This window comes from Intestinibaculum porci, from assembly GCF_003925875.1.
Classification (GTDB): domain Bacteria; phylum Bacillota_I; class Bacilli_A; order Erysipelotrichales; family Coprobacillaceae; genus Intestinibaculum; species Intestinibaculum porci.
Window position 1 is genome coordinate 707,459 of sequence record NZ_AP019309.1, and the last position, 24,864, is coordinate 732,322.

Annotated in this window: 30 protein-coding genes and 1 other annotated feature; of the genes, 29 read left to right on the forward strand and 1 reads right to left on the reverse strand. The window is 40.4% G+C overall.

Translation table 11 applies throughout. The annotated features are described in order from the left end of the window. The first annotated feature begins 1 nt into the window (after position 1). The 16 genes from gltA to SG0102_RS03545 all read left to right on the forward strand — a co-directional run bounded on the left by gltA (position 2) and on the right by SG0102_RS03545 (position 15,247). A complete protein-coding gene (gene gltA / locus SG0102_RS03470; protein ID WP_125118669.1) occupies positions 2–1,417 on the forward strand; it encodes an NADPH-dependent glutamate synthase in 1,416 nt (471 codons plus the stop codon). A gap of 114 nt (positions 1,418–1,531) precedes the next feature. Then, positions 1,532–2,191 carry a helix-turn-helix transcriptional regulator gene (locus SG0102_RS03475; protein ID WP_125118670.1) on the forward strand — a complete coding sequence of 220 codons (660 nt, stop codon included), beginning with the start codon at positions 1,532–1,534 and terminating at the stop codon, positions 2,189–2,191. Positions 2,192–2,204: 13 nt separating this feature from the next. Next, complete coding sequence (locus SG0102_RS03480) at positions 2,205–3,845, forward strand: putative manganese-dependent inorganic diphosphatase (protein WP_125118671.1); 1,641 nt, start codon at positions 2,205–2,207, stop codon at positions 3,843–3,845. Between the two features lie 56 nt (positions 3,846–3,901). Beyond that, complete coding sequence (locus SG0102_RS03485) at positions 3,902–4,585, forward strand: glycerophosphodiester phosphodiesterase family protein (RefSeq protein WP_125118672.1); 684 nt, start codon at positions 3,902–3,904, stop codon at positions 4,583–4,585. 8 nt (positions 4,586–4,593) lie between these two features. Further along, on the forward strand, positions 4,594–4,854 hold the full coding sequence (locus tag SG0102_RS03490) for an RNA-binding S4 domain-containing protein (protein ID WP_125118673.1): 261 nt from the start codon (positions 4,594–4,596) through the stop codon (positions 4,852–4,854). 17 nt (positions 4,855–4,871) lie between these two features. Further along, complete coding sequence (locus SG0102_RS03495) at positions 4,872–5,186, forward strand: FtsB family cell division protein (RefSeq protein ID WP_125118674.1); 315 nt, start codon at positions 4,872–4,874, stop codon at positions 5,184–5,186. 38 nt (positions 5,187–5,224) lie between these two features. Continuing rightward, positions 5,225–6,004: an alpha/beta hydrolase gene (locus tag SG0102_RS03500; RefSeq protein WP_125118675.1), complete on the forward strand. Its 780-nt coding sequence runs from the start codon at positions 5,225–5,227 to the stop codon at positions 6,002–6,004. Next, positions 5,997–6,815 (forward strand): Cof-type HAD-IIB family hydrolase, encoded by an 819-nt coding sequence (locus SG0102_RS03505; protein ID WP_125118676.1) that lies wholly within the window; start codon positions 5,997–5,999, stop codon positions 6,813–6,815. The genes SG0102_RS03500 and SG0102_RS03505 overlap by 8 nt, the downstream gene beginning before the upstream one ends. Next, a complete protein-coding gene (locus tag SG0102_RS03510) occupies positions 6,815–7,648 on the forward strand; it encodes a Cof-type HAD-IIB family hydrolase (RefSeq protein WP_125118677.1) in 834 nt (277 codons plus the stop codon). The genes SG0102_RS03505 and SG0102_RS03510 overlap by 1 nt, the downstream gene beginning before the upstream one ends. Continuing rightward, on the forward strand, positions 7,635–8,288 hold the full coding sequence (locus SG0102_RS03515) for a uracil-DNA glycosylase (protein WP_125118678.1): 654 nt from the start codon (positions 7,635–7,637) through the stop codon (positions 8,286–8,288). The genes SG0102_RS03510 and SG0102_RS03515 overlap by 14 nt, the downstream gene beginning before the upstream one ends. Next, positions 8,288–9,490 carry a bifunctional folylpolyglutamate synthase/dihydrofolate synthase gene (locus SG0102_RS03520; RefSeq protein WP_125118679.1) on the forward strand — a complete coding sequence of 401 codons (1,203 nt, stop codon included), beginning with the start codon at positions 8,288–8,290 and terminating at the stop codon, positions 9,488–9,490. The genes SG0102_RS03515 and SG0102_RS03520 overlap by 1 nt, the downstream gene beginning before the upstream one ends. Before the next feature lie 204 nt (positions 9,491–9,694). Continuing rightward, positions 9,695–10,825, forward strand: coding sequence for a glucose-1-phosphate adenylyltransferase (locus SG0102_RS03525; protein WP_125118680.1), 1,131 nt, complete (start codon positions 9,695–9,697; stop codon positions 10,823–10,825). A gap of 17 nt (positions 10,826–10,842) precedes the next feature. Then, complete coding sequence (gene glgD / locus SG0102_RS03530) at positions 10,843–11,952, forward strand: glucose-1-phosphate adenylyltransferase subunit GlgD (protein WP_125118681.1); 1,110 nt, start codon at positions 10,843–10,845, stop codon at positions 11,950–11,952. Continuing rightward, positions 11,952–13,382 carry a glycogen synthase GlgA gene (gene glgA / locus SG0102_RS03535; protein ID WP_125118682.1) on the forward strand — a complete coding sequence of 477 codons (1,431 nt, stop codon included), beginning with the start codon at positions 11,952–11,954 and terminating at the stop codon, positions 13,380–13,382. Before glgD ends, glgA begins: the two co-directional genes overlap by 1 nt. Positions 13,383–13,487: 105 nt before the next feature. Next, a complete protein-coding gene (locus SG0102_RS03540; protein WP_125118683.1) occupies positions 13,488–14,315 on the forward strand; it encodes a hypothetical protein in 828 nt (275 codons plus the stop codon). After that, a complete protein-coding gene (locus tag SG0102_RS03545; RefSeq protein ID WP_125118684.1) occupies positions 14,312–15,247 on the forward strand; it encodes a leucine-rich repeat domain-containing protein in 936 nt (311 codons plus the stop codon). The genes SG0102_RS03540 and SG0102_RS03545 overlap by 4 nt, the downstream gene beginning before the upstream one ends. Positions 15,248–15,273: 26 nt before the next feature. Here the strand turns inward: SG0102_RS03545 and SG0102_RS03550 are convergent, their stop codons facing one another. Continuing rightward, entirely contained in the window at positions 15,274–16,476 is a 1,203-nt protein-coding gene (locus tag SG0102_RS03550) for a class I SAM-dependent rRNA methyltransferase (protein WP_125118685.1), read from the reverse strand. A 157-nt stretch (positions 16,477–16,633) separates the two neighbouring features. Between SG0102_RS03550 and cysS the strand changes: the two genes are divergently transcribed. The 13 genes from cysS to SG0102_RS03615 all read left to right on the forward strand — a co-directional run bounded on the left by cysS (position 16,634) and on the right by SG0102_RS03615 (position 24,851). Next, a complete protein-coding gene (gene cysS, locus SG0102_RS03555) occupies positions 16,634–17,977 on the forward strand; it encodes a cysteine--tRNA ligase (protein ID WP_125118686.1) in 1,344 nt (447 codons plus the stop codon). Next, complete coding sequence (locus SG0102_RS03560; protein ID WP_125118687.1) at positions 17,977–18,381, forward strand: Mini-ribonuclease 3; 405 nt, start codon at positions 17,977–17,979, stop codon at positions 18,379–18,381. Before cysS ends, SG0102_RS03560 begins: the two co-directional genes overlap by 1 nt. Beyond that, positions 18,378–19,097, forward strand: coding sequence for a 23S rRNA (guanosine(2251)-2'-O)-methyltransferase RlmB (rlmB, locus tag SG0102_RS03565; protein ID WP_125118688.1), 720 nt, complete (start codon positions 18,378–18,380; stop codon positions 19,095–19,097). Before SG0102_RS03560 ends, rlmB begins: the two co-directional genes overlap by 4 nt. An 8-nt stretch (positions 19,098–19,105) precedes the next feature. Then, a complete protein-coding gene (locus SG0102_RS03570; protein WP_125118689.1) occupies positions 19,106–19,729 on the forward strand; it encodes an RNA polymerase sigma factor in 624 nt (207 codons plus the stop codon). Positions 19,730–19,776: 47 nt separating this feature from the next. Then, positions 19,777–19,926 (forward strand): 50S ribosomal protein L33, encoded by a 150-nt coding sequence (gene rpmG / locus SG0102_RS03575; RefSeq protein WP_125118690.1) that lies wholly within the window; start codon positions 19,777–19,779, stop codon positions 19,924–19,926. A 12-nt stretch (positions 19,927–19,938) separates the two neighbouring features. Further along, on the forward strand, positions 19,939–20,259 hold the full coding sequence (gene secE, locus SG0102_RS03580) for a preprotein translocase subunit SecE (protein WP_231999856.1): 321 nt from the start codon (positions 19,939–19,941) through the stop codon (positions 20,257–20,259). Position 20,260: 1 nt separating this feature from the next. Next, a complete protein-coding gene (nusG, locus tag SG0102_RS03585; RefSeq protein WP_125118691.1) occupies positions 20,261–20,818 on the forward strand; it encodes a transcription termination/antitermination protein NusG in 558 nt (185 codons plus the stop codon). Positions 20,819–21,048: 230 nt separating this feature from the next. Then, on the forward strand, positions 21,049–21,777 hold the full coding sequence (locus SG0102_RS03590) for a hypothetical protein (protein WP_125118692.1): 729 nt from the start codon (positions 21,049–21,051) through the stop codon (positions 21,775–21,777). A 128-nt stretch (positions 21,778–21,905) separates the two neighbouring features. Beyond that, positions 21,906–22,325, forward strand: coding sequence for a 50S ribosomal protein L11 (rplK, locus tag SG0102_RS03595; RefSeq protein WP_125118693.1), 420 nt, complete (start codon positions 21,906–21,908; stop codon positions 22,323–22,325). A gap of 85 nt (positions 22,326–22,410) precedes the next feature. Next, complete coding sequence (gene rplA / locus SG0102_RS03600) at positions 22,411–23,091, forward strand: 50S ribosomal protein L1 (RefSeq protein WP_125118694.1); 681 nt, start codon at positions 22,411–22,413, stop codon at positions 23,089–23,091. An 8-nt stretch (positions 23,092–23,099) separates the two neighbouring features. Beyond that, positions 23,100–23,216: a sequence feature (ribosomal protein L10 leader region), on the forward strand. A 38-nt stretch (positions 23,217–23,254) separates the two neighbouring features. Beyond that, positions 23,255–23,812: a 50S ribosomal protein L10 gene (gene rplJ / locus SG0102_RS03605; RefSeq protein WP_125118695.1), complete on the forward strand. Its 558-nt coding sequence runs from the start codon at positions 23,255–23,257 to the stop codon at positions 23,810–23,812. Positions 23,813–23,846: 34 nt separating this feature from the next. Then, positions 23,847–24,218: a 50S ribosomal protein L7/L12 gene (gene rplL, locus SG0102_RS03610; protein ID WP_125118696.1), complete on the forward strand. Its 372-nt coding sequence runs from the start codon at positions 23,847–23,849 to the stop codon at positions 24,216–24,218. A gap of 39 nt (positions 24,219–24,257) precedes the next feature. After that, positions 24,258–24,851 (forward strand): class I SAM-dependent methyltransferase, encoded by a 594-nt coding sequence (locus tag SG0102_RS03615; protein WP_125118697.1) that lies wholly within the window; start codon positions 24,258–24,260, stop codon positions 24,849–24,851. Positions 24,852–24,864 lie beyond the last annotated feature (13 nt).

Below are 24,864 nucleotides of genomic sequence, written 5' to 3' on the forward strand. Positions count from 1 at the left end.
CATGGCAGAAGCAAGAAGAAAACCAAATATGGCAGCTGAAAAAGTCAAAATGCCAGAACAGGATCCTAATGTCCGTAATAAAAACTTTGAAGAAGTTGCTTTAGGCTATACCAAAGAAATGGCAATGGAAGAAGCGACTCGTTGTTTAAATTGTAAGAAACCTTTCTGTGTGGAAGGCTGTCCAGTGAATGTCCCTATTCCAAGATTTATTGAACAGGTCGTTAAAGGGGACTTTGAAAAGGCTTATGAAGTCATTACTGAAGAAAATGCCTTACCAGCTATCTGTGGTCGTGTCTGCCCACAGGAAAATCAGTGCGAAGGCAAATGTATCCGTGGCCGTAAAGCGGGCGTAGAACCAGTCGGGATCGGTCGTCTGGAACGTTTCGTCGCTGATTATCATCGTGAACATGGGGAAAAGGTTGTCCCAGAAATTAAGAAAAACGGCAAGAAAGTGGCTGTTGTCGGCTCTGGTCCATCAGGCATTACCTGTGCTGGTGAATTAGCAAAACGTGGTTATGATGTCCATGTTTTTGAAGCTTTACATAAAACCGGCGGGGTTTTATCTTATGGGATCCCAGAATTCCGTTTACCAAAGACTTTAGTTCAGTCAGAAATCGATACTGTCGCTGATTTAGGTGTTGATTTTGAAACGGACGTTGTCGTTGGTCGTACGGTGACTGTCGATGAATTAGAACAGGATGGCTACGATGCAGTCTTTGTTGGTTCAGGCGCTGGTTTACCTCGTTTCCAGGGTATTCCTGGTGAAAGCTTAAATGGTGTTTATTCAGCGAACGAATTCTTAACCCGTGTTAACTTAATGAAGGGGTATATGTTCCCTGATCGTCCAACACCAGTCAAGATCTCACCAACCGTATGTGTTGTCGGAGCTGGTAACGTTGCCATGGATGCGGCACGTACAGCAAAACGTTTAGGCGCAGAAAATGTCTATATCGTTTATCGTCGTAGTGAAGAAGAAGCACCAGCACGTAAGGAAGAAATCCATCATGCGAAAGAAGAAGGCATCATCTTCAAGTTCTTAACGAACCCAATCGCTGTCAACGGCACGGAAGATGGCTGGGTCAAATCAATTACCTGCCAGGAAATGGAATTAGGTGAACCAGATGAATCAGGTCGTCGCAGACCAGTTCCAGTTGAAGGACATACTTTTGAAATTGAAACAGGAACATTCATCGTAGCGATCGGTCAGTCACCAAACCCATTAATTCGTCAGACCACACCTGGCTTAGATACACAGAAATGGGGCGGTATCATTGTCAATGAAGAAACCAATGAAACCAGCCGTGAAAATGTCTATGCCGGCGGTGATGCTGTAACCGGTGCTGCCACCGTTATCTTAGCGATGGGCGCTGGGAAGAAAGCAGCTCACGCAATTGATGAAAAGCTGTCTAAGAAATAATTATGAAGATCCTCATAAGGGGATCTTTTCTTTTTGGAAAAATTCCTTATCATGCCTCAAAATCTTTGCATTTTTTTCTTATCATGATAAGATGAGATAAATGGAGGTCGAAAAATGTATAAATTATTAGAGCCATATGGTGCCATCGTGAAGTTTTTAGGCGAAGCACTTGGCGACAATGTGGAGATTGCTCTGCATGATTTAACTACACCAGATCAGGAAGTTGTGGCGATTGCGAACGGACAGATTTCTGGCCGCAGCGTGGGCGCGAAGCTTTCTAACTTATCTATTCACTACTTAGAGACAAAACAGTATCTGAAACATGATTATGTGTTAAACTATAAGACTGCTGGTCCTGATGGCAAGTTATTGAAATCTGCTACTTATTTTATTAAGGAACCAGGCAAAGAATATCCAGTTGGGATGTTGTGTATCAATGTCAATATTTCGGATTTGGAATATATTACATCAACTCTCAATAAGATCTTAGGAATTAAAGAGACGGATCAGGTGGAATTCAAAAAGGATAATCCAATTGAAATTCTTTCCTCACCACTTGATGAAATGGTTGATCAGTATATCAAAGAATGTTTACAGGAAATGGGCGTCCCATCCTATGTTCTTGTTGAACGTTTAAAAGTTGATGAAAAGATTCGCGTAGTCAAGTATTTACAGTCAAAAGGCACCTTCAAAGTGAAGGGTGCGATTGCATTAGTTGCGGAAAAGCTTGACGTTTCCGAGCCAACGATATATCGTTACCTAAAGAAGATGTAAGGAGAAAGAATTTATGAGCGATTTAGTTTATGTCAGCGGGCATAAGAATCCGGATAGTGATTCGGTTTGTGCCGCAATTAGTTACTCGTATTTATTAAACAAAACTGGTAAATACCATGCTGTGCCTGTACGTTTAGGCAATGTCAATCGAGAAACAGAATTTATCTTAAAAAGCTTCCATGCGCAGATTCCGATGTTATTAAAATCTGTCAAACAGAAAGTGGAAGACTTAGATTATGATAAAGTAACGGTTTTCTCAAAAGATTTAACATTAAAGACAGCTTGGTCATTAATGAAAGCCAAAGGCTTAAAGAGTGCCCCAGTGCTTGATGATCATGGCAAATTATTAGGCTTATTATCATCAACGAACATTTTGGAAGGCTATATGGGAGAATGGGACTCTGATGCTTTAAAGAAGGCGCATACGCCAGTAGAAAACGTTGTTGATACCTTAGAAGCGAAAGCTTTATTCTTATCAAAAGATTTAAAATATGTCAACGGGACGGTCCATATCGTTTCGATGACGACGGATGGTTCACGTGATTATATCAAAGAAAATGATATTGCCATCTTAGGCGGGGACCGTAAACATGCGATCCGTTACTTAGCGGATACCCATGTTGGAATGATTATTTTAACAGGTCATTTCGATATTGATGAAGAAGACTTAGCTTACTGTAAAGAAAAGAATGTCTCAGTTATCTCTACCCCATTCAATACCTTCGTGGCTTCCCAGCAGATCGTTCAGGCGATCCCGGTTGAATTCGCGATGCAGAAAGGCAACTTAACTGTTTTCACCACTGATGATACGGTGGAATCATTAAAAGAAGTCATGTCCAATACCCGTTATCGTTCTTATCCGGTTGTTGATATGAGCGGCAATGTGTTAGGGACAATCTCACGTTTTGCCTTAATCAAAGGGGAAAAGAAAAAGATTATCCAGGTCGATCACAACGAACGTGGTCAGGCTGTTGATGGGATCGAAGAAGCGGAAATCTTACAGGTCATCGATCATCATAGAATCGCAGATTTCCAGACTGTTGGTCCGGTTTACTACCGCGCTGAACCATTAGGCTGTACCTGCACAATCATCAAAAAGATGTTTGATGAACAGGAAGTGGAAATTCCACCAGAAATCGCTGGTATTATGTTAGGGGCGATCTTAAGTGATACCTTAATCTTCAAGAGCCCAACATGTACACCATTCGATAAGAAAACTGCTTATCGCTTAGCGGAAATCGCTGGTGTGGATCCCGTTGAATTTGGCATGGAAATGTTCAAAGCCGGGACGTCTTTAGTCGGCAAGAGCGTTGAAGAAATCTTCAATCAGGATTACAAGAGCTTCAACATCGGTGACTGCAAGATCGGGGTAGCCCAGGTCAATACGATGGATATCGAAGGCTTCGCGCCATATAAAGCAGAAATGCTTGCTTATATGGAAAAAGTCTGTGAAGACAACAACTATGACTTCGATGTCTTATTATTAACTGATGTTATTAATGCAAACTCTGAAGTCTTTGTAGCGGGCGGTAAACCACACTTTGTAGAAAAAGCTTTCAATGTCACATTAGATGATCATGAAGCGACACTGCCAGGTGTGATCTCTCGTAAGAAACAGGTTGTTCCAGCTTTAACTGAAGCTATTAACGGATAGAATGGAGGTGGTTTTTCCACCTCTTTTTCGCTATAATAGGGAAAAGAGGTGAGACTATGTATGAATTAGCCCATCGCGGTTTGAGTAAAAGTTATCCGGAAAATACCATGCTCGCTTTTACGAGAGCCTTAGAAGCTGGCTTTGATGGTATTGAAACCGATGTGCAGATGACCAGGGACGGCGTTTTGGTATTGTGTCATGATGAGAAAATCAATCGCACCAGCACCGGGAAAGGGTATCTTAAAGATTATACTTACCAGCAGTTATTACAATATAATTTCAACTATAAGTTTGACACTCGGGTGACGATTCCAACCTTAGATGAATTATTAGAACTGATTGCTGGCACACATAAGATTCTCAATTTAGAAATCAAGGATACAAAAAGTGAAGGCATTGAACGCGCCATCGCTTTAGCCGTTAAGCAGCATCATTTAGAAGATCAGGTTGTTTTCAGCAGTGTCTCCTTAGAAAGTTTAATAAAGATCAGACGCTTTCTGCCCGCTTCTTATGTGGCTTTAATTGTGAGCGGGCGTTATAAGAAACGCCGCTTAGATCCAGTGACCTTTCATTTAGATGGGATCCATGTGAAATACAGTAAGTTAAATGAGAAAGAGCTGCAGTACTTTAAGGAACATCATATCGCGGTAGGGGCTTGGACGATCACCCGCGAAAAGGACTTTCAATTTTTCAGGAGTCATGATATTCTTTTTGTGTTCACAAATGAAAAAATGAAGTAGGTGAAGATATGCGTTTAGATAAATTTTTAAAAGTATCCCGGATTATTAAAAGAAGAACGCTTTCGAAAGAAATTGCGGAAGCATCGCGGGTGAAAGTTAATGATAAAATTGTCAAACCTTCCTATAAACTAAAGGTTGGCGATATTATTGAAATCCAGTTTGGACGCTCTATTTTAAAAGTTCGTGTCAAAGACTTACGTCCGCACGTCTTAAAAGATGAAGCGAGCGAACTGTATGATGTTATTGAAGAAATCAAAGTCGAAGACTAAAAAAAGAGGTGGGTCAAATGACTGCCAAGAAAAAACAGGCGATTGGCAAGAAAGCCGTTGTATCCGTCATCCTGATTATGCTTTCCATTGCCATCTATGTCAATATTGCATCAAATGTGAAACGGGTGCGAACGCAGCGTGCTCAGTATCAGGCTTTAGTCAAACAGCGTGATGCCTTAAAAAAGGAGCGCAGCGCTTTAGAGACGGAAGTCAAAAACTTAAACGATGACGATTACGTTGTCAAATATGCCAGAGACCATTACATCTTTACGAAAGGCAGTGAAAAAGCTGTCGTTTTACCAGATGATAGTGAATCGCGCAAACAAGAATAAGCATGGCTTATTCTTTTATCATATAGGGGGGAAAAACTATGTTTCTAACGATATCGATACCATTTGAAAAATTTCAGCGTGAGAAAAAAGTCGTTATTTATCTTCCGGAGGACTATTATAAAACTAAGAAACGGTATCCTGTGCTTTATATCAATGATGGACAAAATGCCTTTTTTGATCATCAGTCCTTTATGGGCACATCCTGGGGCTTTGATCAGTATGTGAAAGAGCATCATCTTGATATCATCATGGTCGCGATTCCCTGCGTTTTTGATGATGCGATCCGCATGGATGAGTATGGCCCATGGCTCTTAGATGACTATTATTCCCAGCTCTTTACAAAAGATCGCTTAGTTGGCGGTCAGGGGGATGATTATCTTCACTTTGTCATCGACAATGTCAAAGTCCTCATTGATCATCGCTTTCGCACTCTTCCAAGTTTTAGCGCGATGGTGGGCTCGTCGATGGGCGGTGTGATCAGCGCCTATGCTTTTCTCGCTTATCCTCAGGTGTTTAAACGGGTAGCGGCCCTCTCCACAGCTTTTTTCCTCTATGAAAAACAGTTCCTTGATTTAATTGCCCATTATCAGGGCGAAGGGAAACTTTACTTTGATTTAGGGGATGATGAAGGGCATGGCAATGCGCAGGAAAGTGAGGCTTATATTTCTTCGAACACTCACATTAGGGCCGCATTAGAGGAAAAAGGGATTGCCTACGAATACCATTTCTTTGCGCATACAACGCATAATGAAGCGGCTTGGCGCAAGCGTCTGCCTCTTTTTATGCCGATGCTTTTCGAGGAGGATGACCATGTATAATATTTTATTTTCTGATTTAGATGAAACCTTATTAGATCAAAACGGGCAGGTCCCAGAGATTAATCAGCGTGCCATTGAGGCTATGCAAAAAAAGAATAAGCTTTTTGTCATTGCGACCGGCCGCTCTTATAACATGATCTATGATATTCAAAAACAGGTCCATACTTATAACTGTGAAAAGCAGTATTCACTTTGTTTTAATGGCGGTCTCGTCATTGAAAACAAAGGCAACCATGTCCTTTATTTTAAAGGCTTAGATAAAAAAGATGCCCGAATCCTTTTTGATGAAGGGCAAAAGCGTGGTTTATGTATGCTTGTCTTTACGATGGAATGCTGCTACATATTCAATGCTGATGCTTATGAAGTGGAGCGTAAGAAAAACCAGAAAGCCCCTTATAAAGTGATGGATGGCGACTTAGATGAGATCCAGGAAGACATCGCCAAGATGTTGCTTATGAAAAGAGACATGGACTATTTAAGAGATCTCAAAGCAAGTGTCGAGCCAAAACTCGCCGGACATGTCGCCTTAAGCTTTTCTTCTAATCGTTATATGGAATGTAATGCAGCCGGGGTTTCTAAAGGCGCTGGCCTGGCTTTCCTGTGTGATTATTTACAGATTCCCGTCAGTGAAGCGATCGCCATTGGCGATAACTACAATGATATCTCGATGATTCAAAAAGCCGGCTTAGGGGCCTGCGTCGCAAGCAGCCATGCAGATATCAAGCAGACGGCTGATTATGTCTGTGAGAAAGACTACGCTGAAGGCGCGGTGGCTGAAGTCATTGAAAAATTCATGGGAGGAGTTAAATAATGGACTATAAACTGATTGCGACAGATTTAGATGAAACATTATTAAATGATGAGCATCAGGTCTGCGCAGAAAATATGAAATGGATCAATAAAGCGGTGAGAGAACGTGGGGTGCGGATTGTGGCGGCGACTGGCCGCGGCTATAATCAGATCTTACCTGAACTCACGCAAATTGGCTTAAATGATCAGCCAGATGAGTATACGATTTCCTATAATGGTGCTGCCATCACTGAAAATAAAGGTTTTAAGATGATATCATGGCAAGGATTAGACTTTGATAAGATGGCTGAAATCTTTGCGTTTGGCGTCAAGCATGATGTCTGCATTCATATTTATGCCAATGAAGAACTCTTTGTCTATCATGTCAATGACGATGAATACAAGCGCTTAACCGCGCAGAAGCTAGCTTGCACCTATTTTGAAGAGCCGAGCGTTGATTTTTTAAAGGGCAAACGGATTGCGAAAATCCTTTTTGAAAATACCAATACTGATTATCTCAAAAGCTTAGCACCGCTGATGAAAGATATGACAGAAGGCTGTGTCGAAGTGAGCTATTCCTCAAATCGCTATATGGAATTCAATACTTTAGGGGTCAATAAAGGCACCGCTCTCGCCATTTTAGCAAATAAACTTTCCATTCCTATTGAACAAACGATCGCAATAGGCGATAATTATAACGACGTAGCGATGCTGAAAGCAGCGGGCTTAGCCGTTGCGGCCGGAAATGGTGTGGATGATGTCAAAGCGCTTTGTGATTACACCACCCAGGCCGACAATAACGAAGGAGTTGTCGCGGAAGCCATCCGCAAGTTTATTTATCATGAGGACATTTAGGGAGATTATTAATACCGAGGCGAAAGAGCCTTACTATCAGGCATTACATCAGTTTGTGGAGGATGAGTATGCCACGCATACGATATTTCCGCCACATAAACAGATTTATCATGCCTTCAATTTTTGTGACTACGAAGATATTAAAGTGGTCATTTTAGGACAGGATCCTTATCATGAATTACACCAGGCTAATGGTTTGGCCTTTAGTGTCAATAAAGGGGTGAGAATTCCGCCATCACTGATTAATATTTATAAAGAGGCAATGAGTGATGTTGGCATTCCCCAGCCGCATTCCGGCGATTTAACGCCATGGGCGCGGCAAGGGGTCTTACTGCTCAATACGGTCTTAACAGTCAGAGAAGGTATGGCCAATTCCCATAAAGGACATGGCTGGGAGATCTTTACCGATCATATCATCGAAGCGATGAATGAACGGGAAAAGCCGGTCGTCTTTATCTTATGGGGGCGTGCCGCCCGCAATAAGGCACCGATGATTCATGAACGTCACTTAGTGATTGAAAGTGCGCATCCTTCTCCTCTGAGTGCTAATCGCGGCTTCTTCGGTTCGCGTCCTTTTTCCCGGACCAATGCTTTTTTACGGGAACATGGCATCGCTGAAATTGACTGGAGGATCGACTAATGTTTGAAAACGTTCAAGAAGCTATTGCATATATCGAATCAAAACGAAACAAAAGAACAGTGGATGAATTTCGCACGACCTTACGGAATTTAGGGATCAATATGAAACAGCCCCACATGATTCATATTGCGGGGACCAATGGCAAAGGATCAACGGTCAATTACTTACGCGCTATTCTTAATGCCAATGGCTATAGTGTGGGGACGTTCACTTCCCCTTATATGGTGCGTCATAATGATCGTATCCGCATTGATAATGTCCCGATTTCTGATGAAGACTTACTGATGTATATCAATAAGTTCTATCATACGATTGAAGTCGATGACATGTCGATGTTTGAAATCGATACGATGATTATGCTGGCTTATTTTGAAGACCATGATCTTGATTATCGGATTATTGAATGCGGTATTGGCGGAAAGCACGATAAGACCAATGTCATTGATCCAGAAATTTCAGCCATTACGAATATCGGGATGGATCATGCCGAGCAGATTGGTCCGACACTGTATGATATTATCAATGAAAAAATGGGTATTATTAAACCGCATCAGCTGTTTATTACTTCGGAAATTTCAGGCACGATCTTAGCGCGCCTGCAGGAAGAATGTGATGCCCGCGATGCCACGATGATTGTCGTGCCGGAATATGAAAATACTGGTTTCCCATTCTGGTTTGTTTATCGGGATATGGCTTTCACGTTAAAAGATCAGGGCTATTATCAGGTGACCAATGCCCGCTTAGCGTTAACGATTGCCTCTAAGCTGATCACATTAGATAAAGAAGCGACGATCAAAGCGGTGGAAGGGGCAAAATGGCCAGGCCGTTTTGAAACCTTAAGTTACTTTGGTCATAAGGTCGTTATTGATGGCGCCCATAATGTGCCAGCCATTGAAGAATTACTGAAGACGTTAAGCTATTATAAAGACGAACGTATCGGCATTATCTTCTCATCCATTAAAGAAGATCAGGCGAAAGACTGCATCGCCTTATTAACCGCGGCCCATTATCCAGTTATCCTGACACATTTTGAAGATGAACGGGCGATTGATATGGAGGCTTTAGTCACGAGAGGCACTACCTACATGCCAGCTTTTGAAGATGCGATCAAACAGGCGGTCTTACAATATGAGGCAGTGGTTGTGACAGGCTCATTGCATTTTATTTCTCAAGTAAGAAAAATGATCACGGAAGAAAAATAATTTCTTCCGTTTTTCTTTTGAGTAAAAAAATTTTTAAGTTTTTTCTCTGGATGTATTCAAAATATGAAAATTTTGGTGTAGAATGAAAGCACATACTTAATACCGTAATGTTTTTAAAAAGACAATATTTATTGTCTATTCGTTTAAGAATGTGTTACAATAGGAGTATCAAGTAAGCGATTACATAGAGGAGGATTATTTTACATGGGAAAAGAATTAGTTGCAATGATTCTTGCTGGGGGCCGTGGCTCTCGTTTAAAAGCTTTAACAGCTAAAGTCGCAAAACCAGCCGTTCACTTTGGCGGAAAATATCGTATTATCGACTTTCCACTGAGTAACTGCGCCAACTCAGGTATTGATGTTGTTGGTGTGTTAACACAGTATGAATCTGTAGAGTTAGGATCATATGTTGGATCAGGGACAAAATGGGGGCTTGACGGAAATAGTTCCGCAGCGACTGTTTTACCAGCCCGTGAAAGAGATGAAGTCGGTGCAACATGGTACGCCGGGACAGCGGATGCCATTGCGCAGAACCTGGAATTCCTGGATCAGTATGATCCAGAATATGTCCTGATTTTATCAGGTGACCACATTTACAAAATGGATTATGCGGAAATGTTAAAGGCACATAAGGAAAAAGGTGCTGATTTAACTGTTGCCGTATTAAATGTTTCAATGGATGAAGCGAGCCGTTTTGGGATTATGAACACCAATGATGATTTATCAATCTATGAGTTCGAAGAAAAACCAGAACATCCAAAATCAACATTAGCCTCAATGGGGATTTATATCTTCACGTATAAACAGTTAAGAAAATACTTACGTGCAGATGAAAAGAAAAAAGACTCACATCACGATTTCGGGATGGATATCATTCCCGCTATGTTAGCGGATCATAAGAAATTATTTGCTTATGAATTCAAAGGTTACTGGAAAGATGTCGGCACTGTTGACTCATTATGGCAGGCGAACATGGACTTATTAAATGATTCAGACTTGGATCTTTATAACATCAAGAAAGACTGGAAGATCTACTCTGAAGATACTCTTGCAAAACCACAGGTTATCGGTGATAAAGCGAGCGTTAAGAATTCTCTTGTAACGCAGGGCTGCACTGTGAATGGTGATGTTGAAGGCTCTGTCTTATTCAACAATGTCAGTGTCGGCACTGGGGCAAAAGTCGTTGATTCAGTCTTAATGCCAGGCGTTTTAGTCGAAGAAGGCGCTCAGGTCTATAAAGCAATCGTCGATGAAGGCTATACAGTAAAATCAGGAGAAGTCATCAATAAAGAAGCTAAAGAAGTGGCTCTGCTGAGTAAAAATACGAGAGATTAGGACGGGAGGATTACAAAATGGCTAAAGTAATTGGACTTGTTAATTTACATTCCGATATCGAATTAAAAGGATTAACAGAAAGAAGACCAGTGGCATCTGTAAGCTTCCTTGGTCGTTATGGAATTATTGACTTTGTTTTATCAAACTTCTCTAATTCCCAAATTGATAATGTGGGGATTCTGATCAAAGAAAAACCAAGATCATTATTCAAACATATGGCAAATGGTAATGCCTGGAACTTCAACTCTAAACGTGGTGGGGTATCTTTACTTTATGATGAAAAGTATGCCAACAATAATATGTACAACCACGATATTAACAATATCTTAGAAAATATTGCGTTTATTGAAAAGAATAAACCAGATTATATCGTGATTGCCCCAGCGCATATTATTACGACTATGGATTATAGTGAAGTGGTAGAAGCTCATCGTAAATCTGGTGCGGATATTACCATGGTTTATAAGAAAATCAAAAATGCGGATGAACGTTTCATCGGTTCCGACTACCTGAAAGTGAAAAACGGTGTCGTTGAAGCAATTGAAAAGAATAAAGGCAACGCCAAGAATCGCGCCATTTCTCTGGAAACATATGTTTTCTCAAGAGAAGCATTATTAAAATTATTAAAAGAAGCCCAGAATGTTTCTGCTTTCTTTAACTTAAAAGATATCTTATCTTATGCTTTAGATGAAAAGAAGATCGACGCTTACGAATTCAAAGGCTTTGCGGATATTATCGATTCCTTTGAATCTTACTACAGAGTCAGCTTAGATTTCTTAAATATCGAAGTGTCTACCCAGGTATTTAAGACCAACTGGCCAATCTATACAAATACCAACGATACACCACCAACAAAATATAAGAAGAACGCCGAAGTGAAGAATGTTTTCGTAGCTAATGGTGCGATCATCGATGGAACAGTGAATAACTGTATTATCGGTCGTGAAGTGAAAATTGGTAAAGGTGCCGTTGTGAAGAACTCTATTATTTTCACCGGTGCGGAAGTTAAACCTGGTGCCGTTGTGGAAAATGCAGTCATCGATAAAGATGCCATTATCCAGAACAAGAAAGAAATCAAAGGCACACCTGAAGCACCTCTTTATGTCAAAGAAGGAGATAAAGTTTAATGAGAATTGTTTTCGCTGGATCAGAAGCACAGCCTTTCATTAAATCCGGCGGTTTGGCTGATGTCTTAGGCTCTTTGCCTAAGGCTTTAGCGGCCAAAGGCAATGAATGTTATGTGATTCTGCCTAAATATCAGGATCTGAAAATGCCGGAAGCCCTCGAATATGTCACAAACTTTTATTTATGGGTCGGCTGGCGTCGCTGCTATTGCGGTGTGTTTAAAGCCGTAGTCGATGGCGTGACGTATTTCTTCGTGGACAACGAACAGTATTTCAGAAGACCTGGACTCTATGGCTATGATGATGACTATGAACGTTTCGCATTTTATGACTTTGCCGTTTTGGAATGCTTATCACGTTTAGACATCATGCCTGATATTCTTTCTTTACATGACTGGCAGGCCGCAATGATTGCCCCATTATATAAAGAAAGATATTGTTACTATGATTTCTATGGCGGCGTGAAAGTTACTTTCACGATCCATAATATCGCTTATCAGGGCAAATGTGATCCCTTCTTATTACAGGATCTCTTTGGCTTAGATAACTATCTCTATTACAATGGCAATATTCGTAATGATGGCTGTATGAACATGATGAAAGCTGCTATTGTTTATAGTGATGCGATTACGACAGTATCCCCAACGTATGCAGAAGAAATCTTAACCGATGCATATGGTGAAGGTTTACAATCCATCTTAAAGATGCGCCGTTATGATTTATACGGCATCTTAAATGGGATCGATTATGATGCGATCAATCCGGCAACGGATCCCGCCATCGCATTCAACTACGATGCCACGGACGTCAAAGAAAAGAAAGTCGAAAATAAATTAGCCCTTCAGCGTGAAGTCGGCTTGCCAGAAAATCCGGATGTTCCACTCATTGGGATCGTGACCCGTTTAACCTGGCAGAAAGGTCTCGATCTGATTATCAACCGTTTCGAAGAACTGATGAAACGTGATGTGCAGGTTGTGATCCTTGGCGCTGGTGATCAGAAATATGAAGGACCGCTCAAAGGCTTTGCCGGTTATCATAATCAGAAGTTCTCACTGAACTTAAAGTATGATGCCAATTTAGCAATGCGGATCTACGCTTCGAGCGATATGTTCCTGATGCCATCGTTATTTGAACCATGTGGTCTTTCCCAGATGATGGCGCTACGTTATGGCAGTGTTCCCATCGTTCGTGAAACTGGCGGCCTAAAAGATACCGTCTTCCCATATAACGAATATGAGGATACTGGCACTGGTTTTAGTTTCAGTAATTACAATGCCCATGAAATGCTGCACGTGATTGATTATGCGATTCACGTTTATCGTGAAGATCGTCCTGCCTGGGACCGCATTGTTCAGCGTGGCATGGCTGAAAAGCTGGACTGGGAAAAATCAAGTGAAGAATATCTGAAAGTCTTCTCATCCCTCATGAGATAGGTTCAAAAGCTCGCATATGCGGGCTTTTTTTGGCTGTTAGCACCAATTGCTTGTAAGCCGAAATAAAACCGCTTACAATAAAGGCAAGAGAGGATGTGAAACCATATGATGAAGAAATTATTATGCGCTTTATCGATCATTTTAGGCATGGGTGTCATGCCAGTGCAAGCAAAAGAAATTCCTGATTTTGGTACTAATCTCAAAGAAGATGAGCTTTCTGTGCCAGTTAAAACCATGAAAGATTATATCGTCGATCCAGACAATGGAGGAGTGGATCAATGGCATACCAAAGCCGATTATGTGTTTTATCTTTTACGGATTCATCATACGGAAGGTCTTTACTATTATTACGTCTTATCAAAAGATTTTTCAGTATATGATGGACGTATTCAAAATCGTCTTCGCGGAATAAGTGTTTATTTGTATGATGGGAAGGATAAGAATGTGGATTTACGAATCTTAGGTAAAGCGAAAGCGCCGGTTAAACGGATTGAGAAAGAGGCCTTTATGAAGACAAAAGCGAAAACGGTGATCTTACCGGCAACGGTGACTTACTGTGAACCGCATGCTTTTGGGAAAAATGTGACAATTAAAAAATCTTCTCTCTTAAAGAAGGCAAAAGATGGCAGCTTTCAGGCTTATTATAAGGTCAATCATCATTTCTATAAGCCAGAGGCCTTACAATCTTTACGTTTTAAGGGAAAAAAGAGGATTATACTTAAGGCTGGACAATCTTTTTCCCTAAACTATCAGGTGAAAGTGAAGGGAAAATATTATCCGATTTCCCTTGATCAGTTATCTTTTGAGGCTCCTGGCTTAACGATTCGAAAAGGGAAGGTCACCGCTCAAAAAGCGGGGGTATATTCATTAAATGCCTTCTTAAAGACGCAAGAATATGGCAAATCAAGCCAAGTGCAGGTGGTGATTTCATGATGAAAAAGATCCTTTTATTGATTTTATTTTTGGTGATGGGAGTTTCACCGGTGTATGCCTATGATGATGTATATGATCATCAGGAGTATTGGAAATACTATAATGAAAAAGAGCAGGATCGGGAAACGATCCCTGCTTATGACATTGATATGTTTCGGGCAGACTATCGTTCAACGCACGAAGAAAGTGATTATTTGTATTATCTGATGCGGAAACATAAGACGGGCGGTTTTACTTATCGTTATCATCTTGATTTTAAGCCTGAGCGGCTGAAAAAATTATATACGTCGCCAGCCATAGACAATCCTTATATTCATGGTGTCGATGTCTTAGGTTATGATGCTCGTTTGAAAACGATTGATTTTAAAAAATTAACGCGTCAAAAAGGGTATATCCGCAGGATTGGGGCGAATGCTTTCGCCCATACGAAGCTTACATCGATCACGGTACCAGATAGTGTGGAATATGTTGGAAAAAATGCCTTTGGGTTTCTTAAAGTTAAGAAATCCCCCTATCTGATCAAACAAAAAGGTATTTATAAGTATTACTTTGTATCCGGGAAAAAACGTATTCAGCCAAGTGATGTTACGGCATTATATTATCGCGGCACGCAGGCTAAACTCGATGGGGGAAAGAGTGGCGCGATGAAAACAATTCCGCAAAAGGATTCTGAAAATAAATCTCCATCTTATGTTATGACATTAAAAAAGGGACAAAGTGTGTTTTTGAATGGATATATCAAAGTGAAAAACAAATATTTCCCGATCTCTTACAAGCAGGTGAACCAGCTATCCGAGCGGAAATATAAACACTATGTGAAATTTTATAAGGGGAAATTAACGGCCTTAAAGAAAGGCGGCGAATTCATCACCATTGTACCAATGGCGGGGGTTTATAATATAAGCTATGCAATTGAGGTAAAAGTTGTTTAAAGAAAGACCGCTTCATTTGAAGCGGTCTACATGTCTTCCGTGACTTGGAAAATATAAAATTTTAAATAAGAAGAATCTTCATTTCCCCAAAGAATCGGATGATCGCTAGCCTGCTGACGGAATTCTACCTGGGCTAAGCGTTTATTGACCGAGCGAGCAGCCTGATCAATCGCTTTTTTAAATGTTTCATTATCCATGAAATGAGAACATGTACAAGTGACTAAGAAGCCGCCATCACGAACTAACTTTAAGCCCTGACGATTGATTTCACGATAACCGCGCATGGCTTTTTTGATAGAACTCTTTGATTTGGTAAAAGCGGGCGGATCGAGGATGACAACGTCATAGCTTTCTCCCTGCTCGATTAATTCTGGTAAGAAATCAAAGACATCATGGGTTTCAAAATGAACGGTGTCTTCTAAATGATTCAGTTTCGCATTTTCGTTTGCAAGTTCAACGGCTAGATCACTCGCATCAACGCCAAGTACAAAGTCAGCTCCGGCAATCCCGGCATTGAGGGCAAAGGTTCCAATATAGGTAAAGCAGTCTAAAACTTTCGCGCCTTGAGCGATCTTATGAATAGCTAAACGATTGTATTTCTGATCAAGGAAGAAACCAGTCTTTTGACCATTTTCAATATCGATATTGTATTTGACACCATTTTCGGTAATGACAAATTTGGTTTCGAAAGGCTCGGTTAAAAAGCCTTTGACACGTGGTAAGCCTTCCTTATCGCGCTCTCTGGCATCAGAACGTTCATAGACGCCTTTTAACGGCCATGCGCATTCTGCAAAAACGGTTTGCAGGGCTTTGACAACCATCATTTTCAATTTTTCAGCGCCTAAGGTTAAAGCCTGTAAGACGCAGACGTCTTCATACTTATCAACTGTGATGCCTGGTAAGAAATCAGATTCGCCAAAGATTAAGCGACAGCTGCTTGTGTCGCCGGTATGGAGACGATAAGCGATCGCGTTACGGACGCGTTCATCAATAAAAGCCTGATCAATTGTCGTATCGAGAGAACGCGATAATAAGCGAATTCTGATTTTTGAATGGGTATTAATATAGCCCTGACCGAGCGGATAGTGGTTGAAGGCTTCCACATTCACCAAATCACCGTCGGTAAATGGACCGGAAATCGCATCGATTTCGTTATCGAAAACCCAGAGGCCGCCGCGATTGAGGGTGCGGCCTTCACCCTTTTTCAATGTTACTGTTACTTTTTGCATTTTTATCACCGCTCAAATTATAGCGTATAATTGCTTAAGTGCAACCATTTTACTTGTATGAACTAGGTGTTTTTGATAAACTTGACTGTAGAAAGACCAGATTGTCTTGAGGCCATGATTCGTCATGGATTTTTTTACAGAAAAGTGAGGACTTTTTATGAAAATTTTTAATTCCTATACCAATAAAAAAGAAGAGTTTAAACCTATTGAACCCGGCAAGTGCGGAATTTATGTCTGCGGACCAACGGTATACAACTATGTGCATATCGGAAATACCCGTCCAATGATTGTTTTTGATGTCTTACGTCGTACTTTAGAATATCTTGGCTATGATGTTACGTTTGTCTCTAACTATACGGATGTCGATGATAAGATCATCAAGAAAGCCAAAGAAGAAGGCGTGAGTGAAAAAGAATTAACGGAAAAATATATTAAAGCTTATGAAGATGTCCGTGATGGCTTAAACATTGAAAAGCCAACCTTTACGCCTCGTGTTACCCAGACGATGGATAAGATCATTGCTTTTATTGCGGATCTGATTGATAAAGGATACGCTTATGAAGCCGATGGTGATGTTTATTTCCGAGTTCCTAAGATTGATGATTATGGAACATTATCAGGGATCAAAGTTGATGACTTAGTTAATGGGGCATCCCAGCGTACAGCGACAGCTGATGATGCTAAAAAAGAATCTCCATTAGACTTTGCGTTATGGAAAAAGACCGATGAAGGGATTCAGTTTGATTCTCCTTGGTCAAAAGGCCGTCCTGGCTGGCATACGGAATGTGTGGTTATGATTAATGATATCTTCGGCCGCGGCAATATTGATATTCATGGCGGCGGCCATGACTTAAAGTTCCCGCATCATGAAAATGAAATTGCGCAGTCAGAAGCCTTCTCTCATACGCATTTAGCGAATTACTGGGTGCATAACCAGATGATTAATATCAATGGGGAAAAGATGTCTAAATCTTTAGGCAATGTCTTATGGGCAAAAGATTTATTAGCGCAGTTAGGCACGAATGTGTATAAGTGGTTAATGTTATCAACACATTATCGTAATCCTTTAAACTTTACCGATGATGTTTTAGCCAATGTGAAGAAAGAAGTCAGCAAAGTGGAAAACGTGGTCCGTCAGGCTTCTCTTTACTTAGTAACACATAAAGTCCCAGCCGCTGATTATGATAAAGCGACGGTGGATCATATGGTGGATGCATTAAGTGATGACTTAAATACTTCCTTAGCTTTAACAGAAATCTTAGATCAGGTAAAAGTCGTTAACTCAGTGATGCGTGTCAAAGATAAAGATGATGCGAAAATCGCAACGGCTTATGCAACGTTAATGAAGATGCAGGATGTCATGGGCTTTGCCTTCAAAGGTGTTGAAATGAGCGATGAAGATATCGATCTTTACAACAAATGGCAGGCTTTAAAGAAAGAAAAGAACTTTGAAGAAGCCGATAAACTGCGTGCTACATTAACTGAAAGAGGCATTTTATAATGCGTCCAGAACTGCTTAACGCCTTAACGTTAGCTTACTTAGGTGATGCTTTATTTGAAGTTTATATCCGAGAATATCTGATATTAGAAAAAGGCATCACGAAACCTAATGACCTGCAGAAAGCCTCCGTCTCTTATGTTTCAGCGGTGGCGCAGGCCTACTTTATGAAAGTCGCACGAGAAAGCGGCTTTCTGACTCCGGAAGAACTCGCTATTTATAAGCGTGGCCGCAATACCAAAGCGCATAATAAATCGCATAGCCGGACCTTAACGCATAACCAGTCATCAGGTTTTGAAGCCTTAATTGGGCATCTCTACCTGATTGGCAATCAGCAGCGTATTGATGAAATTGTGACCTATTACAAACAAGTTATTGAATCAAAAGAAGAGCAGGAAAAAATATGAAACAGTGGATCTACGGCCGCAATACGGTCAGAGAATTAATTAAAAATCATAAAGCCAGTCAGGTATTTATTGTCCGCAACACCAATGATGATCTGATCAAGCTTTGTAAAGATAATCATGTGAAAATGAGGATTGGCGAGAAGAAAGAAATGATCAGCTTAGTTGGCAATGTGGCTCATCAGGGCGTAGCCTGTGAAACCGAAGGGTATGACTATGCGACTATTGAAGAGATCTTAAGCAGTGTTCCGAAGGGGAAACAACCGTGCCTGTTAATGTTAGATGGCTTAGAAGATCCCCATAACTTAGGAGCGATTTTAAGAACCTGTGATGCCGTTGGTGTCGATGGGGTCATCATTGGCAAGAAACGTTCGGTCTCTTTAAATGCGACGGTCGCAAAAGTTTCTACTGGGGCCATCGATCATGTGAAAGTGGCTCAGGTGACGAACTTAACCCGCACCTTAGATGCTTTAAAGAAGCAGGGATTCTGGGCGGTTGCCTGTGAGAATGAAAATTCCCAGGATTACCGTCAGGTTGATTACAATATGCCTTTGGTTTTAGTCATCGGCTCGGAAGGTTTTGGCATTTCCCGTTTGTTAAAATCACATTGCGATTTGAATGTGGTCTTACCAATGGTGGGGCATGTCACTTCCCTGAATGCCTCAGTGGCGACAGCCGTTTTGTTATATCAGGTCTATAATTCACGTCATCCTCTTTAGGAGGACGTATGTACATTCAAAATATTCGCGAATATATCTATTTGGCCCGCTGCGGCGATGCCGATGCTTATGATGAAGTATTTCATTATTATCGCATTCTGGCCTATAAAGTGACCCGGACGTATACGGAGGGGAATATCGATGTTTATAATCATCTGTTAAGCGGTTTTGAGTATGTTTTATCACAATATGAAGGATACTCGCAAAGCAGTTTTGCAACGTATGCTTTCACCTGTTTAAAACATCGGGCGCTTCAGTTGTACAACCGGATGCATAAGCAGGCTGAAATCTCCTTGGAGCAGCCGGTGAATGATGATGAGTCAAAGCGGATGATCGATATTGTGGCGGAAGAGAAAACCACTTATAATCCACTTGCTCATATCAGCAAGATCGCCGATGAGGAAGCGTTTCAGAAGTTTTTAGAGAAATATGTGAACCCTGATCATCAAATGGTGATTAAGCTCCATAATGAAGGTTTTACGACCGATGAAATTGCGAAAAGGACACATTTTAGTCCGGGCAATATTTACAATATTATCTATCGGGTGGAAAAACAGTATCGTGAATATAAACAACGGAAAAATCAAAAAATGGTAGATTTTTCCAGCAACAAAAAGACAAAAGATATTTGACTCCCTAGAATGAATGTGATAAATTATAGGGGCTAAGGGGTGATAGTATGAGAGAAAAAGTCATTTTAGTTTGTACAGAGTGTTTATCTCGTAACTATACCATCTACAAAAATAAACGGACCAATGTGGAACGTTTAGAACTGAGAAAGTACTGCAAGAGATGTGGCAAGCATACTCTTCATAAAGAATCAAAGTAGGAGGAGTTTTTCATGAGCGACAATATGTCCAAAGAAGAAAAAGCGGCTCTTAAGGCAAAACTCAAGCAGGAACGTAAGGAATTACGTGCTGCTAAGAAAATTGAACGCAAGAAGAGACTGGAAGATCAGATTGATACTGATCCATTAAAGTTTAAAGATTGGGCCACACTCAGCGGTGTGCGTGAAGAAATCAAAAAGATTCATTGGCCAACGAGAAAAGAACTCGCTGTTGACAGCGGCGTTGTTTTAGCCTTTACAATTATTTTAGGGGCATTTTTCTATGCCAGCGATGCAGTCATTGCATTAATTTTAAAAGCATTGGGGATGAATTAATATGCCAGGTATCAATGAAGAAGGCAGAAGATGGTACGTTGTCAATACCTATTCTGGACATGAAAATAAAGTCAAAGAAAATCTTGAAAAAAGAATTGCATCCATGAACTTACAGGATGTCTTATTCAATATCATTATTCCAACACATCCAGAAACCGTCATTAAAAACGGTAAGAAGGTTAATGTGGAAAAGAACTTATGGCCAGGTTATGTCTTAGTGGAAATGATTATGACAGATGAAGCTTGGTACGTTGTTCGTAACACTCCTGGTGTTACTGGATTCATCGGTTCTTCTGGGGGCGGGGCAAAACCTTTCCCATTAGCGAAGCATGAAATCGATCCTATCTTAAAGAAGATGGGGATTCGGACAACTAGTCTGGAAGTTGATTTCAAACCGGGCGATGAAGTCAAGATCTTAACAGCACCATTTGCTGGTAAAAAAGGTAAAGTGGAATCTATTGACTATGAAAAAGAAAGAGCAACTGTATTAGTTGACATGTTAGGCAATTTAACACCTACCGAACTTGATCTTGTAGCCTTAGAAAAAGTAGATGTATAGTAAAGACGGTTGAATCCGTCTTTTTTTGTTGATGATTCATTGATATTGTTGGATGCAAAATTTTCTAAACAATATTTGGAAGGAAAATATGGTGGTGTATACGATATGACATCTGTTATTAACTGGGATGAAATAGATGCTGGGATGAAAACGTTCTAAATCAATCGAAATGCCTTTTTGTCTGAGTGAAAAAGTATGTTATAATGGGTTCATCTTAAGGAGCGAGTGCGATGGGAAAGAAGATTGTGAGCCTGATGATGGTGATGACTTTGATGATGGGACAGGAAGTGCGTGTTCAGGGGAAAGGAAAAGTAAGTGTTTATGTCTGCACGAAGGCAAAAGCAATATTATATGATGAAGATGAAAAGCCTGTCACGGAGGTGACCTCTTTTTCATATCGTAAGGATGGACAGTTAAAAAGTGCGAAAGCGCAGTATTCGCATAAGACCCTGCATTATAAGAATAATAAGTTAACAGGGATTAAGGAGACCAAAGGGGATCCTTACTATGCGAAAGTGAAACTGAATAAAGCGAAACAGATTGTTGAAGCGAAGATTAAAGAGGATGATAATTCCCAGCAGGTAACCCTCTCCTATAATAAAGAAGGTCTTTTAAGTAAAGAAAGAAATGTCTATAAGTCAGGAGAGAATCAGTTAGGTTCGATTGATAATGTCAATTATGTCTATGATGATGACAATCAGATGAGTCAGATTATTGGTCATCAGAGTTATGCCTATGGCAGTGAAAATGGGGAAGAAGAATATTATGACTTATTAGATACGAAGATTTCTAAGAATAAGAAACAGACGAAAGTGCTCCATTATAATGATGAAGAGAAGATTTCTTTAACGACGTACAGCTATAAAAAGATAAAGGTAACGCCTTCATTGGTGAAGGCGATCAGCTCTCAGCAGGGCTATATGATCTACCGATATGATCACAATTGGGGGTACAAATAAAAAAATAAAAAATAGTGTTGCATTTATGAGAAATATCTTGTATTATCACATAGGTACGTTAAGTACTTTATGTGGGAGGACAAGTCCTAATACCACAACACGGACAAATTTTATAGGAGGTGTGTCGCGTGAGTAAAAAAGTAGTAAGAGTTATGAAAATCCAGTTTAAAGCTGGACAGGCAAAACCAGGACCTGCTTTAGCAGGTGCAGGTATTCAGATGCCTAAATTCTGTACAGCGTTCAATGATCAGACTAAAGATCGTATGGGTGAAACTGTACCAGTTGTCTTAACAGTATATGAAGATAAATCATTTGATTTCATCTTAAAAACTGCTCCAGCAGCTGAAATGATTAAGAAAGCTTGTAATTTAAAGAAAGCAGCAAGTGATTCTAAACAGACTGTAGCCACATTATCTGCAGATAAGTTAAAGGAAATTGCTGAATACAAGATGCCTGATCTTAATGCAAATGATATCGAAGGCGCTATGAAGATCATTGCAGGTACTGCTCGTAACATGGGCGTAAAAGTTGAAGGTTTAGACGCTTAATTATCATAAGCATGAGATGGATTTATTCCGTCATAACAGTGGGAGGTTTAAGCCGCTATGACCACTTTAAGGAGGAAAGAAAAAAATGGCTAAACACGGAAAGAAATATAATGAAGCCGCTAAGTTAATTGATGCTGCTAAACAGTATCCAATTGATGAAGCAGTTGCTTTAGTAAAGAAAACATCTACAGTTAAATTTGATGCAGGTGTTGATGTCGTATTCAAGTTAAATCTTGATACAAGACATGCTGATCAGCAGTTAAGAGGGGCTTTAAGCTTACCTCATGGTACTGGTAAAACTAAGAAAGTCTTAGTTATTGCCGAAGGTGCTAAAGCTGAAGAAGCTAAAAATGCTGGTGCTGACGTAGTTGGTGCTGACGATGTATTAGAACAGATCCAGGGCGGATGGTTAGATTTCGACGTTGCAATCGCAACTCCTAACATGATGCCTAAATTAGGTCGTTTAGGTCGTATCTTAGGCCCTCGTGGTTTAATGCCTAACCCTAAGACTGGTACTGTAACTATGGACGTCGCTAAAGCTGTTCAGGATCAGAAAGCTGGTATGGTTAACTACCGTACTGACAAAGATGGTAATGTACACATGCCAATCGGTAGAGTGTCATTCGAAGAAGCTGCCTTAGCAGACAACTTCAATGCTGTTAAAGATTTAATCTTAAGAGTTAAACCTGCTACAGCTAAGGGTACTTATGTAAAGAATGTTGTTATTTCTTCTACAATGGGCCCAAGTATTAAAGTTGCTCTTTAATACGTAAAATTACTGCAATCAATATACCGGAGACAGTAACTGGAGAAATCCTTAATTTGTTACCGAGGTGATATTGTCAAATGAAATTGACAAGCTCTCCTCGTGAGAGCTTTTATAACGTGTATATTGTTGCTATATAAAAATTTATATAGGAGGACAAAAAATGGCTAAAGAAGTATTAGTCGCTAAACAGGCCGTCATCGACGAAGTAACTGATAAGTTAAATAACGCTTCATCAGTAATCGTTGCTGAATACCGTGGTTTAACTGTTGACGAAGTTACTGAACTTCGTAGAGCTTTAAGAGCAGAAGGCGTTGAACTGAAAGTTTACAAAAACAAATTAGTAAAACGTGCAACAGAAGCTGCAGGTAAAACAGAATTAGATGAATTCTTAAAAGGCCCTAACGCTTTCGCATTCGGTAGCGACGACGCAGTTGCGCCAGCGCGTGTTTTAGCAAAATTTGCTAAAAAACATGAAGCATTAGTATTAAAAGCTGGGATCGTTGAAGGCAAATTACTGAACACAGATGAAGTCAAAGCAATCTCTACTTTACCAAACAGAGAAGGCATGTACTCTATGTTACTGTGCACTTTAAAGGAACCAGTTGCCAAAGTGGCAAGAATCTTATCTGCCTTAGCTGATAAGAAGGGAGAAGCAGCTCCTGCTGAAGAAGCAAAACCTGCTGAAGAGGCAGCTCCTGCTGAAGAAGCAGCTGCTTAATGTGAAATAAAAAAATTATTCGGAGGAAAATACAATGGCAAAATTATCACAGGAAGATATCTTAGCTTACTTAGAAGAAGCTACAATCTTAGAATTAAATGATTTAGTAAAAGCAATCGAAGACAAATTTGACGTAACTGCTGCTGCTCCAGTTGCTGCTGCAGCTGCTGGTGCTGCTGCTGAAGATGCAGCTCCTGCTGAAGTTACTGTTACATTAACTGATGTTGGTGCATCTAAAGTTAAAGTTATCAAAGCTGTACGTGAAATCACTGGTTTAGGCTTAGTTGATGCTAAGAAATTAGTAGATAACACTCCAGCTAAGATCAAAGAAAACGTTTCTGCAGACGAAGGTGCTAAGTTAAAAGAAACTTTAGAAGCTGCTGGTGCAACTGTAGAAGTAAAATAATCAATCTGATTCCTAAAGCCCTTCGGGGCTTTTTGTTTTATGGCTCATTATTTTACCAATGAAGATGTGAAGAGTGCACCAACCACATTCACATATACATATCATGGCCGCGATTACACATTTCATAGTGATGCCGGGGTTTTCTCAAAACACTTTATTGACTATGGCACACAAGTGTTATTAGCTGCTATTGATCTTAAAGATGCACAAAGCTTACTTGATGTAGGGTGCGGGTATGGCACGATCGGGATGCTGCTTAAAGGGGACAAACCAGATTTACAGGTCACAATGGTGGATGTGAATAAGCGTGCTTTAGCTCTAGCGAAAGCAAATGTGGAAACCAACAATGTTGGTGCTTGTGATATTCATGAAAGCAGCTGTTATGATCAGGTAACCGGTTGTTATGATCTGATTATCTCCAATCCACCAATTCGGGCCGGCAAGAAGATTGTCTCAACGATCTTAAGTGAAAGTATCCATCACTTAAATAATAATGGCCGCTTAGTCATTGTCATCCAGAAGAAGCAGGGTGCACCAAGTGCGAAAGCTTTAATGGAGAAGACTTTTGGCAATGTGACGATCTTAAAAAGAGATAAAGGCTATTACATTTTACAATCAGAAAAACGCGATTAAGACTGTCTCTGGC